Here is a 17,979-nt window from a genome sequence, read left to right as displayed (position 1 = left end):
AGTTTTAATTTATTATTGCTTATATCTTTCTTTCAATAACGTAATTCACCATAAGAATAAGAGCATCCTTATAAGGTGATTGTGGAAAGTCTTGCAATAGTACAAGTGCTTCTTGCTGGAAGACTATCATTTTTTCTTCCGCGTAAAGTAGTCCGTTTTTATTTTTTACGAATTGGATTACTTCTTTTACGCGTGTTTTGTCTTTGTTGTGGTTTTTAACCGAATTAATTACCCATTTCTTTTCTTTAGGCGTACAATGGTTCAAAGCATAAATTAACGGTAAAGTCATTTTTTGTTCTTTGATGTCAATTCCGGTTGGTTTTCCGATGGCTTCATCCGTATAATCGAATAAATCATCTTTAATTTGAAATGCCATCCCGATTAATTCCCCAAATTTTCGCATTTTCTCCACCACAACAGTATCTTCTGGAACTACAGAACAAGCCCCAAGCGAACAACAAGCTGCAATTAAAGTAGCCGTTTTTTGACGGATGATTTCGTAATAAATATCTTCTGTAATATCAAGTCGGCGTGCTTTTTCAATTTGAAGCAATTCGCCTTCACTCATTTCGCGAACGGCAACCGATATAATTTTTAATAAATCGAAATCGTTATTATCAATTGAAAGTAATAAGCCTTTTGAAAGTAGATAATCGCCGACTAAAACAGCAATTTTATTTTTCCAAAGTGCATTTAATGAAAAGAAACCACGACGTTTGTTACTATCGTCTACAACATCATCATGCACCAAAGTAGCGGTATGAATTAATTCAATAACAGCAGCGCCTCTGTAGGTACGATCATTGACCAGTCCGTCGGAAACCATTTTTGAGGTTAAGAAAACAAACATAGGTCGCATTTGTTTTCCTTTTCGGTTTACGATATAATGGGTAATTCTGTTTAACAACGCCACTTTTGAAGACATTGAATCGCGAAACTTCTCTTCAAAAAGTTCCATTTCAGCGGCTATCGGTAGCTTTATTTGTTCGGTTATTTTCATTGTGATTACAAAAGTAATTAAAACAACAATGAGAACAAAGCAATACCCGTTTTTTAGCCCAGATAGGAACGGCATCCTTTTTTAAATTGCCTTGGGTTGCTAAAACCCGAGGCAATTTAAAAAAGATATAGTGGATAGCTGGATTGGCTTCAACTTAAAAGTATAGAGATTCTGAAACGAGTTCATAATGACAAAATCGGTGAGGTTCTAAAATAAATATAGAACATTGACTGGATTCTGAAACGAGTTCAGAATGACAATAGTTGCTAAATTCAGAATGACAAAACCAGTGAGATTTTAATATAAATAGATGCTATTGACTAGATTCTGAAACGAGTTCAGAATGACAATAGTTACTAAATTCAAAAATCGTCGAAATTCTAATATAAATTAAGATTTATTTGCCAATTGACCGCAAGCTGCATCGATGTCTTTTCCACGGCTTCTTCTGACTTTTGCAACGATATTGTTCTTAGCTAAAGCGGCAATATAAGCGTTGGTTACTTCTTCGGAAGCTTGTTGAAATCTGCCATCATCAATCGGGTTGTATTCAATTAGATTTACTTTACAAGGCACATATTTGCAAAATTTCACTAAGGCATCAATCGATTTTTTATCGTCGTTTATTCCTTTCCAAACCACGTATTCGTAAGTGATTTTGCTTTTTGTTTTTTTATACCAATATTCTAAACTTTCGCGCAAATCTGTCAACGGAAAGTTTTTTGTAAAAGGCATAATTTCGTTTCGAATTTCTTCGATTCCTGAATGTAAGGAAACTGCTAATTTGAATTTTACCTCATCATCGGCCATTTTTTTAATCATTTTTGGAATTCCTGAGGTAGAAACCGTGATTCTTTTTGGCGACATTCCCAAACCTTCGGTTGAAGTAATCATATCAATCGCTTTCATTACATTTGGATAATTCATCAACGGCTCGCCCATTCCCATAAAAACGATATTTGATAAAGGTCGGTCGTAATACAAACGGCTTTCGCTATCGATCGCGGCAACTTGGTCGTAGATTTCGCCTGGTTCCAAGTTTCGCATGCGTTTTAATCGTGCTGTAGCACAAAAACTACAATCCAAACTACAACCCACTTGTGAAGAAACACAAGCTGTTGTTCTAGTTTCGGTCGGAATTAGAACAGATTCTACGATTAAATCATCGTGCAGACGTATTGCGTTTTTAACGGTTCCATCTTCACTTCTTTGTAACGTATCGACTTTAATGTGATTGATTACAAAGTTTTCTTCCAAAATGGCACGTGTTTCTTTTGAAAGATTTGTCATGTCTTCAAAAGTATGAGCGCGTTTGCTCCACAGCCATTCATAAACTTGATTACCACGAAAGGGTTTGTCTCCGTTTGTAACAAAAAATTGGCGTAATTGTTCTTTCGAAAGTGCTCGTATGTCTTTTTTCTCCGTTTGCATGGTACAAAAGTAATCAATTTAGAAATTAGAAGGAAGAAATTAGAACTAAGAAGATTTGGAATTTGTATTTTTGCCTACTGAAATTTATTTTTTATGCATTTTATATCTGAAGAATTAGAAGATTACGTTGCTAATCACTCCCAAATTGAACCTGAATTATTAGCCAAATTAAACAAAGAAACACATCAAAAAGTGTTGCAACCAAGAATGTTGAGTGGCCATTTTCAAGGAAGGGTTTTGAGTATGTTGTCGAAGATTATTCGACCAACTACTATTTTAGAAATCGGAACTTATACTGGTTACGCTGCTTTATGCTTAGCTGAAGGTTTAACGGAAAATGGAACTTTAGATACGATTGACGTAAACGAAGAATTAGTAGATTTTCAGAAAAAATATTTTGATGTTTCACCTTGGAAAGATCAAATTTTCCAACATTTAGGCGATGCTTTAGATGTTATCCCGACTTTAAACCGAAAATTTGATTTGGTTTTTATCGATGCAGATAAAGAAAATTACATCGAATATTTCCATATGATTGTTCCTTTAATGAATAAAGGCGGAATAATTTTATCCGATAATGTATTGTGGAGCGGAAAAGTACTTGAAGAAGTAAAATCTAGCGATAAAACCACGCAAATATTATTAGACTACAACAAGCTAATCAACGAAGATAAACGAGTAGAAACTGTTTTATTGCCTATTAGGGATGGACTAACGGTGACTCGCGTTTTGTAATTTTATATTTAGCACTAAAATGTTCGTGAAATTTATAAAATACGATTCCAACAATAGCTCCAAATAAATAACCCGATAAAATATCTCCTGGAAAATGTAATCCCAAATAAATTCTGCTGTAAGCAAAAATTAAAGGAAAGGCAAATAACAAAAATGTGTTTCTGTAATATTTTCTAATAATTAAGAAAATAAAAACAGTTGACGCCATAGAATTTGCAGCGTGACCAGAAAAGAAACTAAAAGATTTTCTAGTAACGACTTTACGAATAATTCCATCTAATTCAGGCACATTACAAGGTCTTAATCTTTGGAATGTATATTTAAAAAGATTCGTCATTTGATCTGTAAAGGCAATTAATAATGCCAAGAACACAATAATAATTATAAATTTTCTAGAACCTACTTTTCTATGAATTAGAAAAAAAACTGCTAGAAAAAATGGTGCCCAGTACGCTTGTTTGGTTATTATTTTCCAAAAAGCATCAAAAGGCTCTGATCCTAATCCATTTAAAAAAACCAATAGATTTTGGTCTAACTGAAGTAATTGTTCCAAAATTAGCGTTGTCTTTTAATGGGTCCCGTAATGCTTTCGATGTCTTCTTTTACTTTATCAATAGGATTTTGAAAGCCTAAGTCTATATTATCCGTAGGATTCATCATCTTATTCATACCGTCTTTGGCTTTGTTTATTTCTTCTGAAATTCCGCCCGTTATTTCATTTATGTCTAAACCACTGTCTTTTGCGCTGTTTTGTATTTCACTCTTCAGCTCGTTACTCGCATTTTTTAATTGCGCCATTGTTTTGCCTAAAAACCTAGCGATATCTGGTATTTCTTTAGAACCGAAAAGCATCAATACTACGACAAGAATTAGTAATACTTCTGAAAATCCATCAAACATAATAGAAAATTTTAGAGCACAAAGTTACAAAGTTTAAAGACTAATTTTCTTAAATCTATCAAAAAAAAAGACTACCCGAAGATAGTCTCATTTTTATTATTTTTTATCTAATTTATCAAACTTAGATTCTACTGCTCCGTTTGGCCAGAAATTATTAGTTACGTCTATATCGGCTGTTTCTAATTTAGGGTCTAATTGGAATTTTACTACTTTTTTCGCGGTAGCAAAAACTCTTTTAGCTGAATCGTTATTCTTTCTCCAAATCTGGGCCGGGAACGTTTGTGTTTCACTAGTTCCATCCTCAAATTGAAGCTCTACAATGATTGGCATTATCAATCCTCCTGGTTTTTCAAACTCTACTTCATAAAAGAATTTAGGCGATTGCATAGCACTAATTTCTGCTTGTGAATAATTGTCATTCAAGTAATCATTTAAACCTTTCACTTTTGAAGCATCAAATCCTTTTGCTAATTCTGGTTTGAAATCAGTTGAACCTTCTAGAACCATTTTAAGCATTGGTTGATTTTCATCACCAATCTTTCTTCCTCTTCTGTTATATTGTGGTTTAGCATCTTTAGGATCCTGTTCTACAACGTAATATTGTTTTACTTCTTTGATTCCGATATCTGTAAAATCTGTTGAATAGAACCAACCTCTCCAAAACCAATCTAAATCTACTGCAGAAGCATCTTCCATTGTTCTAAAGAAATCTTCCGGTGTTGGATGTTTAAATTTCCAACGATTTGCGTATGTTTTGAAAGCGTGGTCAAACAACTCGTGACCCATAATTGTTTCTCTTAATATATTTAATCCTGTTGCTGGTTTCCCGTATGCGTTAGCACCAAAATTGTAAATATTTTCAGAGTTTGACATAATTGGCTCCAAATATTGTTGATTTCCTTTCATGTAAGGCACAATGTTTTTAGCTGGTCCTCTTGTTGCAGGGAAATTTGGATCAAAAGATCTTTCTGTTAGATATTCTAAAAATGTATTCAATCCCTCATCCATCCATGTCCATTGTCTTTCATCTGAATTTACAATCATTGGAAAGAAATTATGTCCTACTTCGTGAATAATTACACCAAGCATTCCATACTTTACTCTATCACTTACGAATCCAGTTTCGTCAGGACGACCGTAGTTCCAACAAATCATTGGATATTCCATTCCTTGGTCTTCTGCAGAAACTGATACTGCTTTTGGATAAGGATAATCAAACGTATGGTGTGAATACGTTTTAATTGTATGTGCTACTGCTTTAGTAGATAAATCTCCCCAAAGTGGATTTGCTTCTTTTGGATAAATTGAAATTGCTAATGGTTTGTTAGTTGGTAAATCAACCGCCATTGCATCAATCATAAATTTTCTTGAAGAAGAAAAAGCAAAATCCCGTACGTTTTGTGCTTTAAATCTCCATGTTTTCTTTTGGTCTGAAAAACTAGTTTCTTTTGCAACTGCTTCCGCTTCCGTTACAATTATTACTGGTTTGTCAAATGTTTTTTCTGCTAATTCCCATCGTTTTACTTGAGCCGGCGTATAAACTTCGCTTCTATTTTGTAACGATCCTGTTGCTTCCATTACGTGATCCGCTGGAACCGTAATATTAACTTCATAATCTCCAAAAGCTAAAGCAAACTCTCCACCACCCCAGAATTGCATATTTTGCCATCCTTCTACATCATTATAAACAGCCATTCTTGGAAAGAACTGTGCAATTACATACAAACGGTTGCCATCTTTAAATTCTTCATATCCGGAACGACCATTGTTTGCTTGCACTTGATAGTTAACGATATTGTACCACCATTTAAGAGAAAAAGAAATTTTTTGACCTGACTTTAAAGGTTTGTCTAAATCGATACGCATCATCGTTTGATTCACCGTATACTTTAATGGATTTCCTTTTGCATCTTTTACATATTCAATATTGAATCCACCTGGAAAAGGGTTTTCAATGAATTTTTGAGCAAAACCATCAGTCGTCATTGTTTTAGCTAGGACTTCATTTCCAATTAATGGTGTTTTTGAATCTGCTCTTTCAATATTCTGGTCTAATTGTAACCATAAATATTCTAAATTTTCTGGCGAATTGTTAAAATAAGTAATGGTTTCTGACCCCGATACTTTTTTATTTTTATCGTCTAATTCTACATTGATCTTATAATCTGCTTTTTGCTGATAATAAGCCGGTCCTGGTGCTCCAGAAGCCGTTCTGAACATATTAGGAGTTGCCATTTCCTGATACATTTGACGAAACTTGTTTTCGTTGTAATGTCCTTGTTTCTTTTCATCCTTCTTCGCTTCTTGAGCAATTGCTCCAAAGGCAACAGATAGTGATAAAAATACACTGAATACAATTGATTTTTTCATAATAGTACGGGTCGTTTAATAGTCAATCTTTTCTTTTGATGCCGTATTAGTCATCAAAAGACTTTTTTTGTTACCATTTATATTGGTATGAACTATATTTTGTTGATCAGAATATACTTCTGTTAATAATGAGTTATAGATTTCGAAGGTATTTATTTTTTTTGAGATAGCAATTTTTGTATACAATATTAACACATCGCCTTCTAGTTCTCGGGCTAAAAACTCAATTTCTTGTGGTTTCTTATTAATTGAAATCTTAACTTTTTCTTTCAAATATGCTTTAATCAACTCTTCAGCTTCAGGCAATTCTCTTGTTGAAGTTAAATTTACTTTTTTATTATATCTTTTATTCAACGCTTTCTCAAAATCATCAATAAAAATTCGGGAAGTAATTTCAATTCTCTTTTTTGAAGGCACATAATCCACTTGCGTTACCGAAACATAAAATTTATGTACAGCAAACGAACTCAAGAACAGCACAGCAAATACTAGCAAAACACTCTTTTTCATTGGACAAAATTAAACATTATTATTGTAATTTAAATTCTTTGGCTTTTATGACTAAATATTCAATCAATTTTAATTCATTTTCCGATTTTAAAAGTGGCGAAAGCTCATACACATTTAATTCAGCAAAACTCATAAACATTGGAATAGACTCGTTTTTAATTTTCAGCGTCTCAGTAAAAAAATTGTTGGAAAATCTTTCATGCATATGTTCTGAAAAGGATTTAGATTGAATGTATCTAATTCTCCTTTGTTCGAAAACGCGTTCGGAATTCGCTTTTGAATTTCCTTTAATTCCCAGCAAATTTGCAATTCCTTTTCCAATAAGCATAAAATTAACTCCTGTCTGTGCTAAATTATTTGATAAAGCTATATTAAGTGGAGCTTTAGTTCTAACATCGTCTTCATAATTTTTAACAACTTTTGCATCAATTTTTGAAAACCCATCTCCATACACCTGAATGCGCTTGGTATCTACCTCTAAAATCCCTGTTAAAGTATAAGGAGTTATGATCACTTCGTTTAATTCTGTTATTCTTACCTTTAATTTAATTTCTAAAACCGGAAGCCAAAAATCCTTATCGGTTAATACATATTTCTTAGAATCATAAGACAAACCCTGAATATACAAAGTATCAGTAGCCCTTGCGTTTATTGAAAATTTACCATCTAAATCGGTAATTGCACCAATATTTGATGAAATATTGTAAACTGTAAGATTTTCTACTTCGATGGAATCGGCAACAATGCGACCACGCAATATTTTTCGACCAATTTCTTGTCCAAAAATAGTTTGACTGATGCAAATTAAGAGTAAAATTATGTAGCTTTTTCTCATAAATAATTAGAGTTATAGTTCTTTTAATTTAAGATATTCTACAGCTAATCCTGACAAAAGAAATGCAGCCATAGTTTTATTTTTAGCCTTCATGGCCTTCGCGTAAGCATCATTATCAGCTATATAAAACAGAAAGCCTTGCACATATTCTTCTGGGATATGTAAGGTTTCAGTAAAATAAGTTTGTTCAAAATAATCGGAAGTTTTTGCTTGTAGCATCTCCTTTTTTTCTACAACAAACTCTTTCTTTAGCATTGCCGTTCTGCCGCTTATGGCATTAATCATCCCATCAACATCCATTCCGCCAAGAGGAATAAACAAAGGACTGTACCATTTAAAGTCACCAGCAGTATATAACTTTCGCTCTGCAGGCGTATAAGTTCTTTGATTTGCAGGAACAATTCCTAAAGAAACTGCATTAATGTTTTTATATTCTGTGATTGTAATTTCGTCGAGTTGACTGATCAAGGATTTCATTTCTACTAAAATTAATTCAGCTTTTAAATCTCTTTTCTTAATAACGTATTGCGTTGCCTTCAAATGAACCGCACTAAACTGAAGGGTATCATTAACTCCAACCTTTATTTTAAAATATCCTCGAGCTTCTGTAATTCCTCCCGTTTTTTTAGAGATATTAAGCACATGAATTCCTTCTAAATTAGTAGATTCAGACACAATTTTACCACTTATTATGGTGTCATTTTGAGAAAAAACTAGTAAAGGCAACAGAAATAAAAGGCAAAGTAAAGGTTTAATCATTTATTTAAGATTTCGTATGTTTCTGTAAATGTAGCCAATAGCTCTCAAAAGGAAATCCTAAAGAGATGGTAAACTTGTGTTAATTCAAAAATAAAACCTTTATTGCAGACGGACGAAAGTTTACTTTACAACTCTTTTAATTTTAGATATTCCACAGCTAATCCTGACAAAAGAAATGTAGCCATAGTTTTATTTTTATCTTTCATAGCTCTAGCATAATTTTCATTTTCAACTACATAAAATAAAAAACCATCGACGTGTTCTTCAGGAATATGTAACGTTTGAGTAAAATAAATTCTTTCAAAATAATTTGAAGTTTTAATTTGAAGAAATTCTTTCTTTTCTATTCCCACATCATTTTTCAGGGTATTTGTTCTTCCTGAAATCAAGTTTAACACGGGTTCAATAAAACCAGATTTTGAACTCTTTAATCGGCGCTCTGCTGGAGTATAACTTTTTGTACTTGCTGGGATAATTCCTAGCGAAAAAGCATTTATATTTTTATATTCTGTCAGCGTAACTTCTTTTAAATGAGTGGTTAATGATTTCATTTCTACGAATATTAATTCGGTTTTGAAATCACTTTCTTTTATAACATATCGTGTAGCTTCTAAGTGAACTGCACTAAACTGAAGGGTGTCATTTACTTGCGCCTTTATTTTAAAATAACCGCGATCTCCGGTGATTTCTCCCGTTTTCTTAGAAATATTAAGGACATGAATACCTTCTAAATTAATAGATTGCGAAACAACTTTACCACTTATTATGGTATCCTTTTGACAAAAAAGAATTAGTGGTAAAAGCAGAAAAAAGAAGAGTAAAGATTTAAACATTTATTTTTTTTTGGTATATTTTTGTAAATGTAGTTTATACCTTTCAAAAGGAAATCCCAAAAAGATGATAAACTTATGTTAATACAAAAATGTAACTTTGTAAAAAATTTGAAATGAAAAACATATTAATCGCAAGCACATCAACCCTACATAACGGCAGTTATTTAGAATATCTTTTACCTGAACTGCAGCTTTTTTTCGGTGGATGCTCCGAAATTATTTTTATTCCTTACGCACGTCCAAGTGGCATTTCGCATGATGACTATACGCAAAAAGTAGGAGAGGCTTTTTCGAAAATTAATATTCAAGTTAAGGGTATTCACGAATTTGAAGATCCAATTACAGCTATTAAAAATGCAAAAGGTATATTTACGGGTGGTGGCAATACGTTTTTATTAGTTAGCCAGTTGTATAAAAATAATGTGATTGACACCTTAGAAAGAGTTGTAAAAACAGGAACACCATATTTAGGAACAAGTGCGGGAAGTAATATTTGCGGCTTAACAATGCATACTACTAATGATATGCCTATTGTTTACCCTCCAAGTTTTAGAACCTTAGGATTTGTTTCTTTTAATATCAATCCCCATTATTTAGACCCAATTGCTGGCTCCACACATATGGGAGAAACGCGCGAAACCCGAATTAATGAATTTCATCATTTTAATCCGCAACCTGTTATTGGTTTAAGAGAAGGAAGTTGGTTAGCCGTAAAAGGAGAGTCTATAAAATTAAAAGGAGAATTGACCGCTCGAATTTTCAAAAGAAATGAAATTCCTTATGAAGTTACACCAGAAACAGAACTTAAGGATTTGAAATAAAAAAAGCCTTGCAAATTTGCAAGGCTTTTTTTGTGTGGAGCGGAAGACGAGGCTCGAACTCGCGACAACCAGCTTGGAAGGCTGGAGCTCTACCAACTGAGCTACTTCCGCAGGTGATAATTTTTAAAACTTTATCTTGTTTTGGAGCGGAAGACGAGGCTCGAACTCGCGACAACCAGCTTGGAAGGCTGGAGCTCTACCAACTGAGCTACTTCCGCATTCTAAATCAGTGCAACAATACACTCATTTTGTGGGTGCAAATATACTTCAAAATATATTTTAATTGCAAGTTTTTTGACATTTTTTTTCCATTCCTTTGTTTAAAATTTATTAATACTTGAATATAAGTCGTTAATTGATTAACAAGCAAATAGTTACAAAATGATATATATTAAAAAAATCAGTTCAGCGGAGACCTATTTAGTGCGACAAGAGGTCTTACGGAAAGGAAAATCTATCGAAACATGTTATTTTGATGGGGACGACGATGTAACCACGGCACATTTTGGATTATTTCAAGATGAACGTATTATTGGCGTAGTTTCTATCTTTAAAGCAACTGCAACGCTCTTTACTGAAAGTGATCAATTTCAAATTAGAGGCATGGCAGTTTTAGAAGAATTTCAAGGAAAAGGATTTGGAGAACGACTTTTAAAAGAAGCGGAAGAATATTGCTGGACGCAGCATGCAAAAGTAATTTGGTTCAATGCAAGAGAAAGTGCAGTTGCATTTTACAAGAAATCTAATTATAAAATTCTTGGTGATTCCTTTAACATTCCTGATGTTGGCATTCATTTTGTAATGCATAAAAAAGATTAAAAAGATATTCACTACTTTTACCCACTTAAACGGGTTTTCTCTATGAAAATTATTACTATTTTATTATCTATATTCTTACTTATTTCTTGTAAAAAAGGAAAAAACGAAGCTGCTTTTGACAATTCTATTATAAGAGACACAATTCACAACGTAATTATAAAACCTGTTGCTCCTGAATTACTTGCTGATAAGTCAGACAGTATGAAGTTATATTATCAAAAAGCTGATTTTCATGAAATTTGGTATTTAGATGAAAACAGATTAGCGTTAATCAACGAAATTAAATCATCTGGCTCTGAAGGATTAGACCCAATGGATTATTCCCTTGAAACCATTGGGAATTTAGAAAAAAAACGAACGCAATTATCTGATAATGAAATCGCTAAATATGACATTTTACTTACCGAGTCTTTTGAAAAATTAGCGCTTCATTTGCATAAAGGAAAACTAAATCCGAAAGAACTATATAAAGATTGGGATTTACAAGCTAAAAAAATAGCTCTTTCTGATTTGTTAATTCCCGCAATTAAAGATCAAAAAGTAGCGTCGATTTTTGAAGAAATAAAACCAAAACACCTTGTTTATCGATTACTTAAAAGAAGCCTGAGAGAATTAGAGAATTATCCAAACACTCCTTTTAAGAAAATTGAAAGTAAAAAAGATAAAATTCAGTTAAATGACACGCTTGCCGAAATTGTAAAAATAAAAAAACGTTTGAGTTATTGGGGTGATTTTAAAAATAGAGACAGTGTTTATACTTGGAAATATGACACCCTAACTTTTAAAGCAGTAAAAAGATTTCAAAAACGTCACGGTTTATTAGAAGATGGGATAATTGGAAAAGGAACTTTAAGCGCTTTAAATACCACAAAAGAAGAAAGAAAAGAACAAATTATAGCCAATTTAGAAAGATGGCGTTGGTATCCAACTAATTTAGGAGAACAATATTTAATTGTAAATCTTCCGGAATACATGTTGAATTATGTAGTTAATAATGATACAATAGCATCGCATAGAATTGTTGTGGGAACGGCAAAAAGAAAAACACCTATATTGACTTCTAAGCTTTCTAATTTTGTTTTCAATCCTACATGGACGATTCCTCCGACTATTATTAAAGAAGATTTGACTCCAAGCGCTTCAAAAAATAGAAACTATTTCCCATCTCGAAGATTGACTATTTATGACAATAAGGGATCAGAAGTTGGGCCAGAAGATTGGAATCCGGCAAGAGCTAATAGTTATCGTTATGTACAAAAACCTGGGTACAACAACTCTTTAGGTTTGGTAAAATTCAATTTTCCTAACAGTCATCTTGTATATTTACACGACACCAATCATAGAGATTACTTCGTTAGAAACAATCGTGCTTTGAGCTCTGGTTGTGTTCGAGTAGAAAACCCACTAGTCTTAGTAAAGCAAATTTTAGTAAAGGAAAATGAAAAAAAATGGGCTTCTTCAGAAATTGATTCCATTATCAAGGAAGAGAAAACAAAAACCGTTTCCCTCAAGGAATCTGTAAATATTTATATTTTTTACTGGACGAGTTGGATAGAAAAAGATCAATTGCAATTTAGATCCGATATCTATCAACTTGACAAAGCGTTATATAAAAAATTAAGAAATCGCGATTAATTAAATGTTGCAAAAACAAACATTGATAAGAAAAGACGATAAAATCAAAGTGAGATTAAAAATGAAATCTAAATTTATGAAACTAATTTAGATTTAGCTACATAATTTCTCGATGGGTGATAAATGAAGACGCACGATTTATCTTTAATTAATTCAATCAATTCTTTATGTATTTTATAAGGAACCGCAGGACATCCTAAGCTTCTCCCGATGTATCCTTGCGCATTAGCTAATTTCTCACTTACATAATCAGCTCCGTGAATTACTACAGCTCTATCTCTTGCATTATCATTAATCCCTGACTCCATTCCATCTAAACGTAATGAAGTTCCATGTTTCCCTTGGTATTCTTCGCCAGTTACGTAAAAACCTAAACTGCTCTGAAAAGATTCATTTGTATTTGAAAATTTAGTAGCAAATTCAGTTCCTGAATTTCTTCCATGCGCCACTAATGATTTTAAAATCACTTTTTGAGTTTTCATATTGATAACCCACATTCTTTCCATTCTAGAAGAAAGGCTAAAATCTACGATAGTTAAAATTTCATTAGAAATCTTTCCTTGTAATTTTAAAACTTCATAACCTTGAAAAGCGGCAAGAAAACTATCAAATTTTGGTAATGATAAATTATTATCATCTATTGCACTATATAAAGTTTTACACTTCGTTTCTAATGATGCTTTGCTGTTTGCTGCGATTAATTCTGGATCAGTGTCAACAACTCCTTTTTGTTGCGCATCAGCGGTGTTTAAAGGCTTGAAGGAGAATATTGCTATTAAAACGAACGGTAAGATTTTATAAATCATTGTTAATCTAGTAGTTGTGGGGGTTATGTCTGGGCCAAATGTATTTATTTTTTTAATAAAAACAAATATAAAAAGTGTTTTTTATCTAAATTTTATGCATTTCGTCGATAAAATGCAAAAAAGTTAAACATTGCATAAAAAATACCAAATAATGTGTTAATCTTATAATTTTGCAACTTAAATTCCACTTATGACAACTAAGTTTTGCATTGCTTTCATTTTATGCGTAACAACGGGTGCTTTATCAGTTGCACAAACAAAAAAGATAATCACCACAAAAAAAACAAATGAATCTATTGTTATTGATGCTAACTTAAGTGAAGAGGCATGGAAAAATGCTGCGGTTGCAACTGACTTTGTTTCATTTGAACCTAAAAACGGAACTCCAATTCCTGCCGAATTTACAACAGAAGTAAAAATTATTTATACGAATGACGCGGTTTATATTGGCGCCATGTTATACGATCCAGCTCCTTCAAAAATTTTAAAAGAAATTGTAGAAAGAGATGAAATTGGTATTTCTGATCTGTTTGGAGTAATGATCAACGGCTATGATGATGGCCAGCAAGAGTTTAGATTTTATGTTTCAGCAGCAGACGGTCAGGTTGATACTAATTTCACTTCTACCGAAGGCGAAGATGGTTCATGGAATGCAATTTGGCAAAGCAAAGCAAAAATAACAGAATTTGGTTGGGCGGTAGAAATGAAAATACCTTATGCTGCACTTCGTTTTCCAGAACAAAAAAACCAAACGTGGGGCATAAATTTTTTTAGAGAAGTAAAAAGAGAGCGTCAAAAATATACTTGGAATCCTATTGACAATACACTTGGTACATTTTCACAACAAGCGGGAATTTTATCAGGAATTGAAGACATACAAACCCCGACCCGTTTATTTTTAATTCCCTACTCTTCTTTTTACTTGAACGCAAGCGACACACAGAAAACAAAAGGCGAATTCAAAGGAGGCCTAGACATCAAATATGGTATTAATGATGCATTTACATTAGATGCGATTTTAGTTCCAGACTTTGGTCAAACCAAATTTGACAATGTAGTTTTGAATTTAGGTCCGTTCGAACAACAATTCAACGAAAATCGTCCATTTTTCACAGAAGGAACCGATTTGTTTAGTAAAGGTAATTTATTATATTCTAGAAGAATTGGTCAAACGCCTGATTTAAATCTAAATTTAGCTAACAATGAAGATTTTGCAGTTTATCCTGGAGCTATTAATTTATTAAATGCAATGAAGATTTCTGGTAGAGACGAAAGCGGATTAGGCGTAGGCTTTCTTAATGCAATTACTGAAAAAACCACAGCTACGGTAATCAACGAAGATGATGATTCTAAAAGAGAAATTGTTGTTTCCCCATTGACCAATTATAATGTTACGGTTTTTGATCAACGCTTTAATAAAAATTCCTCTGTCACCTTTATTAATACGAACGTAACTCGAAATGGAAGTTTTAGGGATGCGAATGTAACCGGACTATTATTTGATATCTTCAACAATTCTAATAAGTATAATTTTTTTGGAGGTTTTAAATCTAGCAGTATTAGAGATGTTGAAAACACAAACGGATTCAACACCTCTTTATATATGGCAGAAACAACTGGTCAATTCAGACATAGTTTAGGTGTTGAGTATATTTCTAAAGATTTTGACCCTAATGATTTGGGAATAAATTATAAAACCAATTATTATAGTGTTTCGGGCAACAGTAATTATCGCCTTTTAAATCCCAATAAAACTTTTAATTCATTTCGGGTTAACCTAAATTCTTACTTTGAATTTTACACGCCTACTAATCAGATTCAATCTAGCAATTTCAATATCAATACTAGCATGTCTAACAAGAAGAACCATTCTTATGGTGCTGGGATAGATTTTAACCCTTTTAAAAATTACGACTATTATGAACCCAGAATAGCGGATAGATTTTTTGTAAACCCTGAAACGATTAGTGTTTCTGGATTCTTTTCTTCGAACTATAACAATAAATTCGCAATTGACATTGAACCTTCTATAGCTCATGTTATAGGAGAAAATCGCTATGAGGCTGGAATAGATATTAGTCCTAGATATCGATTTAACGACAAGTTCTCATTGGTTTACGGTTTTAATTATTACAAGCAAAAAAATGATGTTGGGTTTATAGCTATTGAAAATTCGAGCATTATTTTTGCTCGTAGAGATAGAGATACCTATACGAATTCTTTAACGGGAAAATATTCAATTAGCAGTGTTATGAATTTTAATCTCGCGATTAGACACTATTGGTCGCTGGCTGAAAATAATCAAATAAATTCTCTAAATACAGACGGAAGTTTATCTCCTTACAATACTTATACAGTTAACAAAAATTCGAATTTAAGCAGTTGGAATTTGGATTTATCTTATTCTTGGTGGTTTGCGCCGGGAAGTCAGATGTCTATTCTATACAGAAACAATGCTGCTACGTTTGATCGTACTATCAATAAAAACTTCAATTCGAATTTTACCAACTTATTTGACAACAATTTGAGTCACGTTTTATCGTTTAGTGTGCGTTATTTTATTGATTATAATCAGGCAAAAAACTGGCTGAAAAAAGATTAAAATTACCTCATCAATTTCCCAACTATTTTTGATTCTTAGCTTCTGTAAATCCGTATATTTGTACAAACACGACTGCAATGAACAAAAAAGTAATTTTAATGATATTAGACGGTTGGGGGAAATCTCCAGATCCGAAAGTTTCTGCTATAGACAACGCAAACACACCTTTTATTGATAGTTTATATACGAAATACCCAAACGCACAATTACGAACTGATGGTTTAAATGTGGGTTTACCCGAAGGTCAAATGGGTAATTCAGAAGTAGGTCATATGAATTTAGGCGCTGGCCGAATTATTTACCAAGATTTAGCCAAATTGAATTTAGCCGTATCCAACAAAACCATGAGTCAGGAAAAACCGCTTATGGATGCTTTGAATTACGCAAAAGAAAATAATAAACCTGTTCACTTCTTAGGTTTGGTTTCCGATGGTGGCGTACATTCTCATACTTCTCACCTACGCGGTTTAATTGATGTGGCACAAGCAAACGGGAATCAGAAAATGTTTGTTCATGCGTTTACTGATGGTCGCGATGTAGATCCAAAATCAGGAATGAATTATATATCAGACTTGGAACATTATCTGCAAAGCACCAATGCGAAACTAGCCTCTGTAATAGGAAGATATTATGCAATGGATCGAGATAAAAGATGGGAACGCGTAAAATTAGCATATAATTTACTAGTAAATGGTTTTGGAACAAAAAGCACTAACGCTTATCAAAGTATCGTGGAAAGCTATTCAAATAACATTACAGATGAATTCATAGAACCAATTTGCTTAGTGGATGAAAAACAAGAGCCAATTGCTACAATAAAAGACGATGATGTTGTTATATTCTTCAATTTTAGAACGGACAGAGGAAGAGAATTAACGGAAGTTTTATCACAAAGAGATTTACATGAATTCAACATGCATAAATTGAATTTATATTTTGTAACGATGACAAATTACGATGAAACGTACAAAAATGTTCATGTAATTTACGACAAAGACAATGTGACTGAAACGCTGGGTGAAGTTTTAGAAAAAGCACATAAGAAACAAATTAGAATTGCAGAAACTGAGAAATACCCTCATGTTACGTTTTTCTTTTCCGGTGGCAGAGAAGAACCTTTTGTTGGCGAAACTCGTATCTTAAAAAACTCACCAAAAGTAGCTACTTATGATCTACAACCTGAAATGAGTGCGTTTGAATTAAAAGACGCGTTAGTTGTTGCATTAAAAGAAAGAGAAGTTGATTTTGTTTGTTTAAATTTTGCCAATGGCGACATGGTTGGTCACACTGGGATTATGGAAGCAACTATAAAAGCGTGCGAAGCAGTTGACATTTGTGTCAAAGAAGTAGTTGAAACAGCTTTAGCAAACAATTACACCACCATTATTATTGCAGATCATGGAAATTGCGAAACGATGGTTAATCCGGATGGAACACCAAACACAGCTCACACCACTAATCCTGTACCAATAATTTTAGTAGATAAAGAATTAAAAAATATTCAAAATGGAGTTTTAGGCGATGTAGCTCCAACAATATTAGAATTGATGGGTATTGAAAAACCCGCAGTAATGACTTGTCATTCTTTATTGTAATACTACATATAAAAACACGAAAGGGAAAGCAATGCTTTCCCTTTCGTGTTTAATGAAAAATCAAATTTACACTAACCAAAAAGATATGATGAACGTACCCAGAAAACTAAAAAAAAGTCAATTTTAAATTTAGCAAGAGCGTATCTAACTTTTTGGCGAATTACACCATTTATTACACACTAAAGAAAGTTGTTTTAAATTGGCGAAAGCTACTTCTTCGAGTAGAATTCATCGAAAAGTTGAATTACCTGAAAATATTTCATTTATCTATAGAAAAAAAAGCAGTTAAATTGCTTCTTTTAAACTTTTATGCATAAAAAAGTAATAA

The 17,979-nt window shown here is 32.8% G+C and carries 16 protein-coding genes and 2 tRNA genes; 6 read left to right on the top strand and 12 right to left on the bottom strand.

Annotated features, from left to right (window positions below; all coding sequences use genetic code 11):
* Positions 1 to 19: 19 nt before the first annotated feature.
* Both ACFSX9_RS14555 and rlmN read right to left on the bottom strand, forming a co-directional pair.
* A complete protein-coding gene (locus tag ACFSX9_RS14555; protein ID WP_379808966.1) occupies positions 20 to 1,000 on the bottom strand; it encodes a polyprenyl synthetase family protein in 981 nt (326 codons plus the stop codon).
* Positions 1,001 to 1,390: 390 nt separating this feature from the next.
* A complete protein-coding gene (rlmN, locus tag ACFSX9_RS14550) occupies positions 1,391 to 2,431 on the bottom strand; it encodes a 23S rRNA (adenine(2503)-C(2))-methyltransferase RlmN (RefSeq protein ID WP_379808964.1) in 1,041 nt (346 codons plus the stop codon).
* Positions 2,432 to 2,524: 93 nt separating this feature from the next.
* Between rlmN and ACFSX9_RS14545 the strand changes: the two genes are divergently transcribed.
* The gene (locus ACFSX9_RS14545) at positions 2,525 to 3,166 is read left to right on the top strand and encodes an O-methyltransferase (RefSeq protein WP_379808962.1); all 642 of its coding nucleotides are present in this window, start codon (positions 2,525 to 2,527) and stop codon (positions 3,164 to 3,166) included.
* Here ACFSX9_RS14545 and ACFSX9_RS14540 read toward each other — a convergent pair.
* The 7 genes from ACFSX9_RS14540 to ACFSX9_RS14510 form a co-directional block, all read right to left on the bottom strand.
* Complete coding sequence (locus ACFSX9_RS14540) at positions 3,132 to 3,719, bottom strand: phosphatase PAP2 family protein (RefSeq protein WP_379808960.1); 588 nt, start codon at positions 3,717 to 3,719, stop codon at positions 3,132 to 3,134. The two genes, ACFSX9_RS14545 and ACFSX9_RS14540, sit on opposite strands and share 35 nt — an antisense overlap.
* Before the next feature lie 2 nt (positions 3,720 to 3,721).
* Entirely contained in the window at positions 3,722 to 4,066 is a 345-nt protein-coding gene (locus ACFSX9_RS14535) for a twin-arginine translocase TatA/TatE family subunit (protein ID WP_379808958.1), read from the bottom strand.
* A 96-nt stretch (positions 4,067 to 4,162) separates the two neighbouring features.
* The gene (locus ACFSX9_RS14530) at positions 4,163 to 6,436 is read right to left on the bottom strand and encodes a M1 family metallopeptidase (protein ID WP_379808956.1); all 2,274 of its coding nucleotides are present in this window, start codon (positions 6,434 to 6,436) and stop codon (positions 4,163 to 4,165) included.
* Positions 6,437 to 6,451: 15 nt separating this feature from the next.
* The gene (locus tag ACFSX9_RS14525; RefSeq protein WP_379808954.1) at positions 6,452 to 6,946 is read right to left on the bottom strand and encodes a DUF6702 family protein; all 495 of its coding nucleotides are present in this window, start codon (positions 6,944 to 6,946) and stop codon (positions 6,452 to 6,454) included.
* 19 nt (positions 6,947 to 6,965) lie between these two features.
* Complete coding sequence (locus ACFSX9_RS14520; protein WP_379808952.1) at positions 6,966 to 7,781, bottom strand: hypothetical protein; 816 nt, start codon at positions 7,779 to 7,781, stop codon at positions 6,966 to 6,968.
* Between the two features lie 12 nt (positions 7,782 to 7,793).
* Complete coding sequence (locus tag ACFSX9_RS14515; protein ID WP_379808950.1) at positions 7,794 to 8,540, bottom strand: carboxypeptidase-like regulatory domain-containing protein; 747 nt, start codon at positions 8,538 to 8,540, stop codon at positions 7,794 to 7,796.
* A 125-nt stretch (positions 8,541 to 8,665) separates the two neighbouring features.
* Positions 8,666 to 9,373: a hypothetical protein gene (locus ACFSX9_RS14510; protein ID WP_379808948.1), complete on the bottom strand. Its 708-nt coding sequence runs from the start codon at positions 9,371 to 9,373 to the stop codon at positions 8,666 to 8,668.
* Between the two features lie 113 nt (positions 9,374 to 9,486).
* Between ACFSX9_RS14510 and pepE the strand changes: the two genes are divergently transcribed.
* Entirely contained in the window at positions 9,487 to 10,194 is a 708-nt protein-coding gene (pepE, locus tag ACFSX9_RS14505) for a dipeptidase PepE (RefSeq protein WP_379808946.1), read from the top strand.
* A gap of 35 nt (positions 10,195 to 10,229) precedes the next feature.
* On the opposite strand, the gene ACFSX9_RS14500 is transcribed toward pepE, so the two are convergent.
* Positions 10,230 to 10,305, bottom strand: a tRNA-Gly gene (locus ACFSX9_RS14500).
* A gap of 31 nt (positions 10,306 to 10,336) precedes the next feature.
* A tRNA-Gly gene (locus ACFSX9_RS14495) sits at positions 10,337 to 10,412 on the bottom strand.
* A gap of 163 nt (positions 10,413 to 10,575) precedes the next feature.
* On the opposite strand from ACFSX9_RS14495, the gene ACFSX9_RS14490 reads away from it, so the two are divergent.
* Positions 10,576 to 11,013: a GNAT family N-acetyltransferase gene (locus ACFSX9_RS14490; protein WP_379808944.1), complete on the top strand. Its 438-nt coding sequence runs from the start codon at positions 10,576 to 10,578 to the stop codon at positions 11,011 to 11,013.
* Positions 11,014 to 11,055: 42 nt separating this feature from the next.
* On the top strand, positions 11,056 to 12,648 hold the full coding sequence (locus tag ACFSX9_RS14485; RefSeq protein ID WP_379808942.1) for a L,D-transpeptidase family protein: 1,593 nt from the start codon (positions 11,056 to 11,058) through the stop codon (positions 12,646 to 12,648).
* A 74-nt stretch (positions 12,649 to 12,722) separates the two neighbouring features.
* Here ACFSX9_RS14485 and ACFSX9_RS14480 read toward each other — a convergent pair whose 3' ends face one another.
* Entirely contained in the window at positions 12,723 to 13,454 is a 732-nt protein-coding gene (locus ACFSX9_RS14480; RefSeq protein ID WP_379808940.1) for a murein L,D-transpeptidase catalytic domain family protein, read from the bottom strand.
* Between the two features lie 190 nt (positions 13,455 to 13,644).
* Here ACFSX9_RS14480 and ACFSX9_RS14475 point away from each other — a divergent pair, with 190 nt between their 5' ends.
* Both ACFSX9_RS14475 and gpmI read left to right on the top strand, forming a co-directional pair.
* Positions 13,645 to 16,056, top strand: a complete 2,412-nt coding sequence (locus tag ACFSX9_RS14475; protein ID WP_379808938.1) for a DUF5916 domain-containing protein — start codon at positions 13,645 to 13,647, stop codon at positions 16,054 to 16,056.
* Between the two features lie 77 nt (positions 16,057 to 16,133).
* Positions 16,134 to 17,651 (top strand): 2,3-bisphosphoglycerate-independent phosphoglycerate mutase, encoded by a 1,518-nt coding sequence (gpmI, locus tag ACFSX9_RS14470; RefSeq protein ID WP_379808936.1) that lies wholly within the window; start codon positions 16,134 to 16,136, stop codon positions 17,649 to 17,651.
* Positions 17,652 to 17,979 lie beyond the last annotated feature (328 nt).

The sequence above is a fragment of the Flavobacterium ardleyense genome, from assembly GCF_042686085.1.
GTDB lineage: Bacteria > Bacteroidota > Bacteroidia > Flavobacteriales > Flavobacteriaceae > Flavobacterium > Flavobacterium ardleyense.
This window is presented reverse-complemented; position numbering and strand designations above follow the sequence as displayed.

Excerpts from the sequence above, each read along its gene's own strand:
- ACFSX9_RS14515 (WP_379808950.1), bottom strand. The coding sequence starts at position 8,540 with ATGATTAAACCTTTACTTTGCCTTTTATTTCTGTTGCCTTTACTAGTT.
- ACFSX9_RS14520 (WP_379808952.1), bottom strand. The coding sequence starts at position 7,781 with ATGAGAAAAAGCTACATAATTTTACTCTTAATTTGCATCAGTCAAACT.
- ACFSX9_RS14475 (WP_379808938.1), top strand. The coding sequence starts at position 13,645 with ATGACAACTAAGTTTTGCATTGCTTTCATTTTATGCGTAACAACGGGT.
- ACFSX9_RS14490 (WP_379808944.1), top strand. The coding sequence starts at position 10,576 with ATGATATATATTAAAAAAATCAGTTCAGCGGAGACCTATTTAGTGCGA.
- ACFSX9_RS14480 (WP_379808940.1), bottom strand. The coding sequence starts at position 13,454 with ATGATTTATAAAATCTTACCGTTCGTTTTAATAGCAATATTCTCCTTC.
- ACFSX9_RS14525 (WP_379808954.1), bottom strand. The coding sequence starts at position 6,946 with ATGAAAAAGAGTGTTTTGCTAGTATTTGCTGTGCTGTTCTTGAGTTCG.
- ACFSX9_RS14485 (WP_379808942.1), top strand. The coding sequence starts at position 11,056 with ATGAAAATTATTACTATTTTATTATCTATATTCTTACTTATTTCTTGT.
- ACFSX9_RS14535 (WP_379808958.1), bottom strand. The coding sequence starts at position 4,066 with ATGTTTGATGGATTTTCAGAAGTATTACTAATTCTTGTCGTAGTATTG.
- pepE (WP_379808946.1), top strand. The coding sequence starts at position 9,487 with ATGAAAAACATATTAATCGCAAGCACATCAACCCTACATAACGGCAGT.
- ACFSX9_RS14545 (WP_379808962.1), top strand. The coding sequence starts at position 2,525 with ATGCATTTTATATCTGAAGAATTAGAAGATTACGTTGCTAATCACTCC.
- gpmI (WP_379808936.1), top strand. The coding sequence starts at position 16,134 with ATGAACAAAAAAGTAATTTTAATGATATTAGACGGTTGGGGGAAATCT.
- rlmN (WP_379808964.1), bottom strand. The coding sequence starts at position 2,431 with ATGCAAACGGAGAAAAAAGACATACGAGCACTTTCGAAAGAACAATTA.
- ACFSX9_RS14530 (WP_379808956.1), bottom strand. The coding sequence starts at position 6,436 with ATGAAAAAATCAATTGTATTCAGTGTATTTTTATCACTATCTGTTGCC.
- ACFSX9_RS14555 (WP_379808966.1), bottom strand. The coding sequence starts at position 1,000 with ATGAAAATAACCGAACAAATAAAGCTACCGATAGCCGCTGAAATGGAA.
- ACFSX9_RS14510 (WP_379808948.1), bottom strand. The coding sequence starts at position 9,373 with ATGTTTAAATCTTTACTCTTCTTTTTTCTGCTTTTACCACTAATTCTT.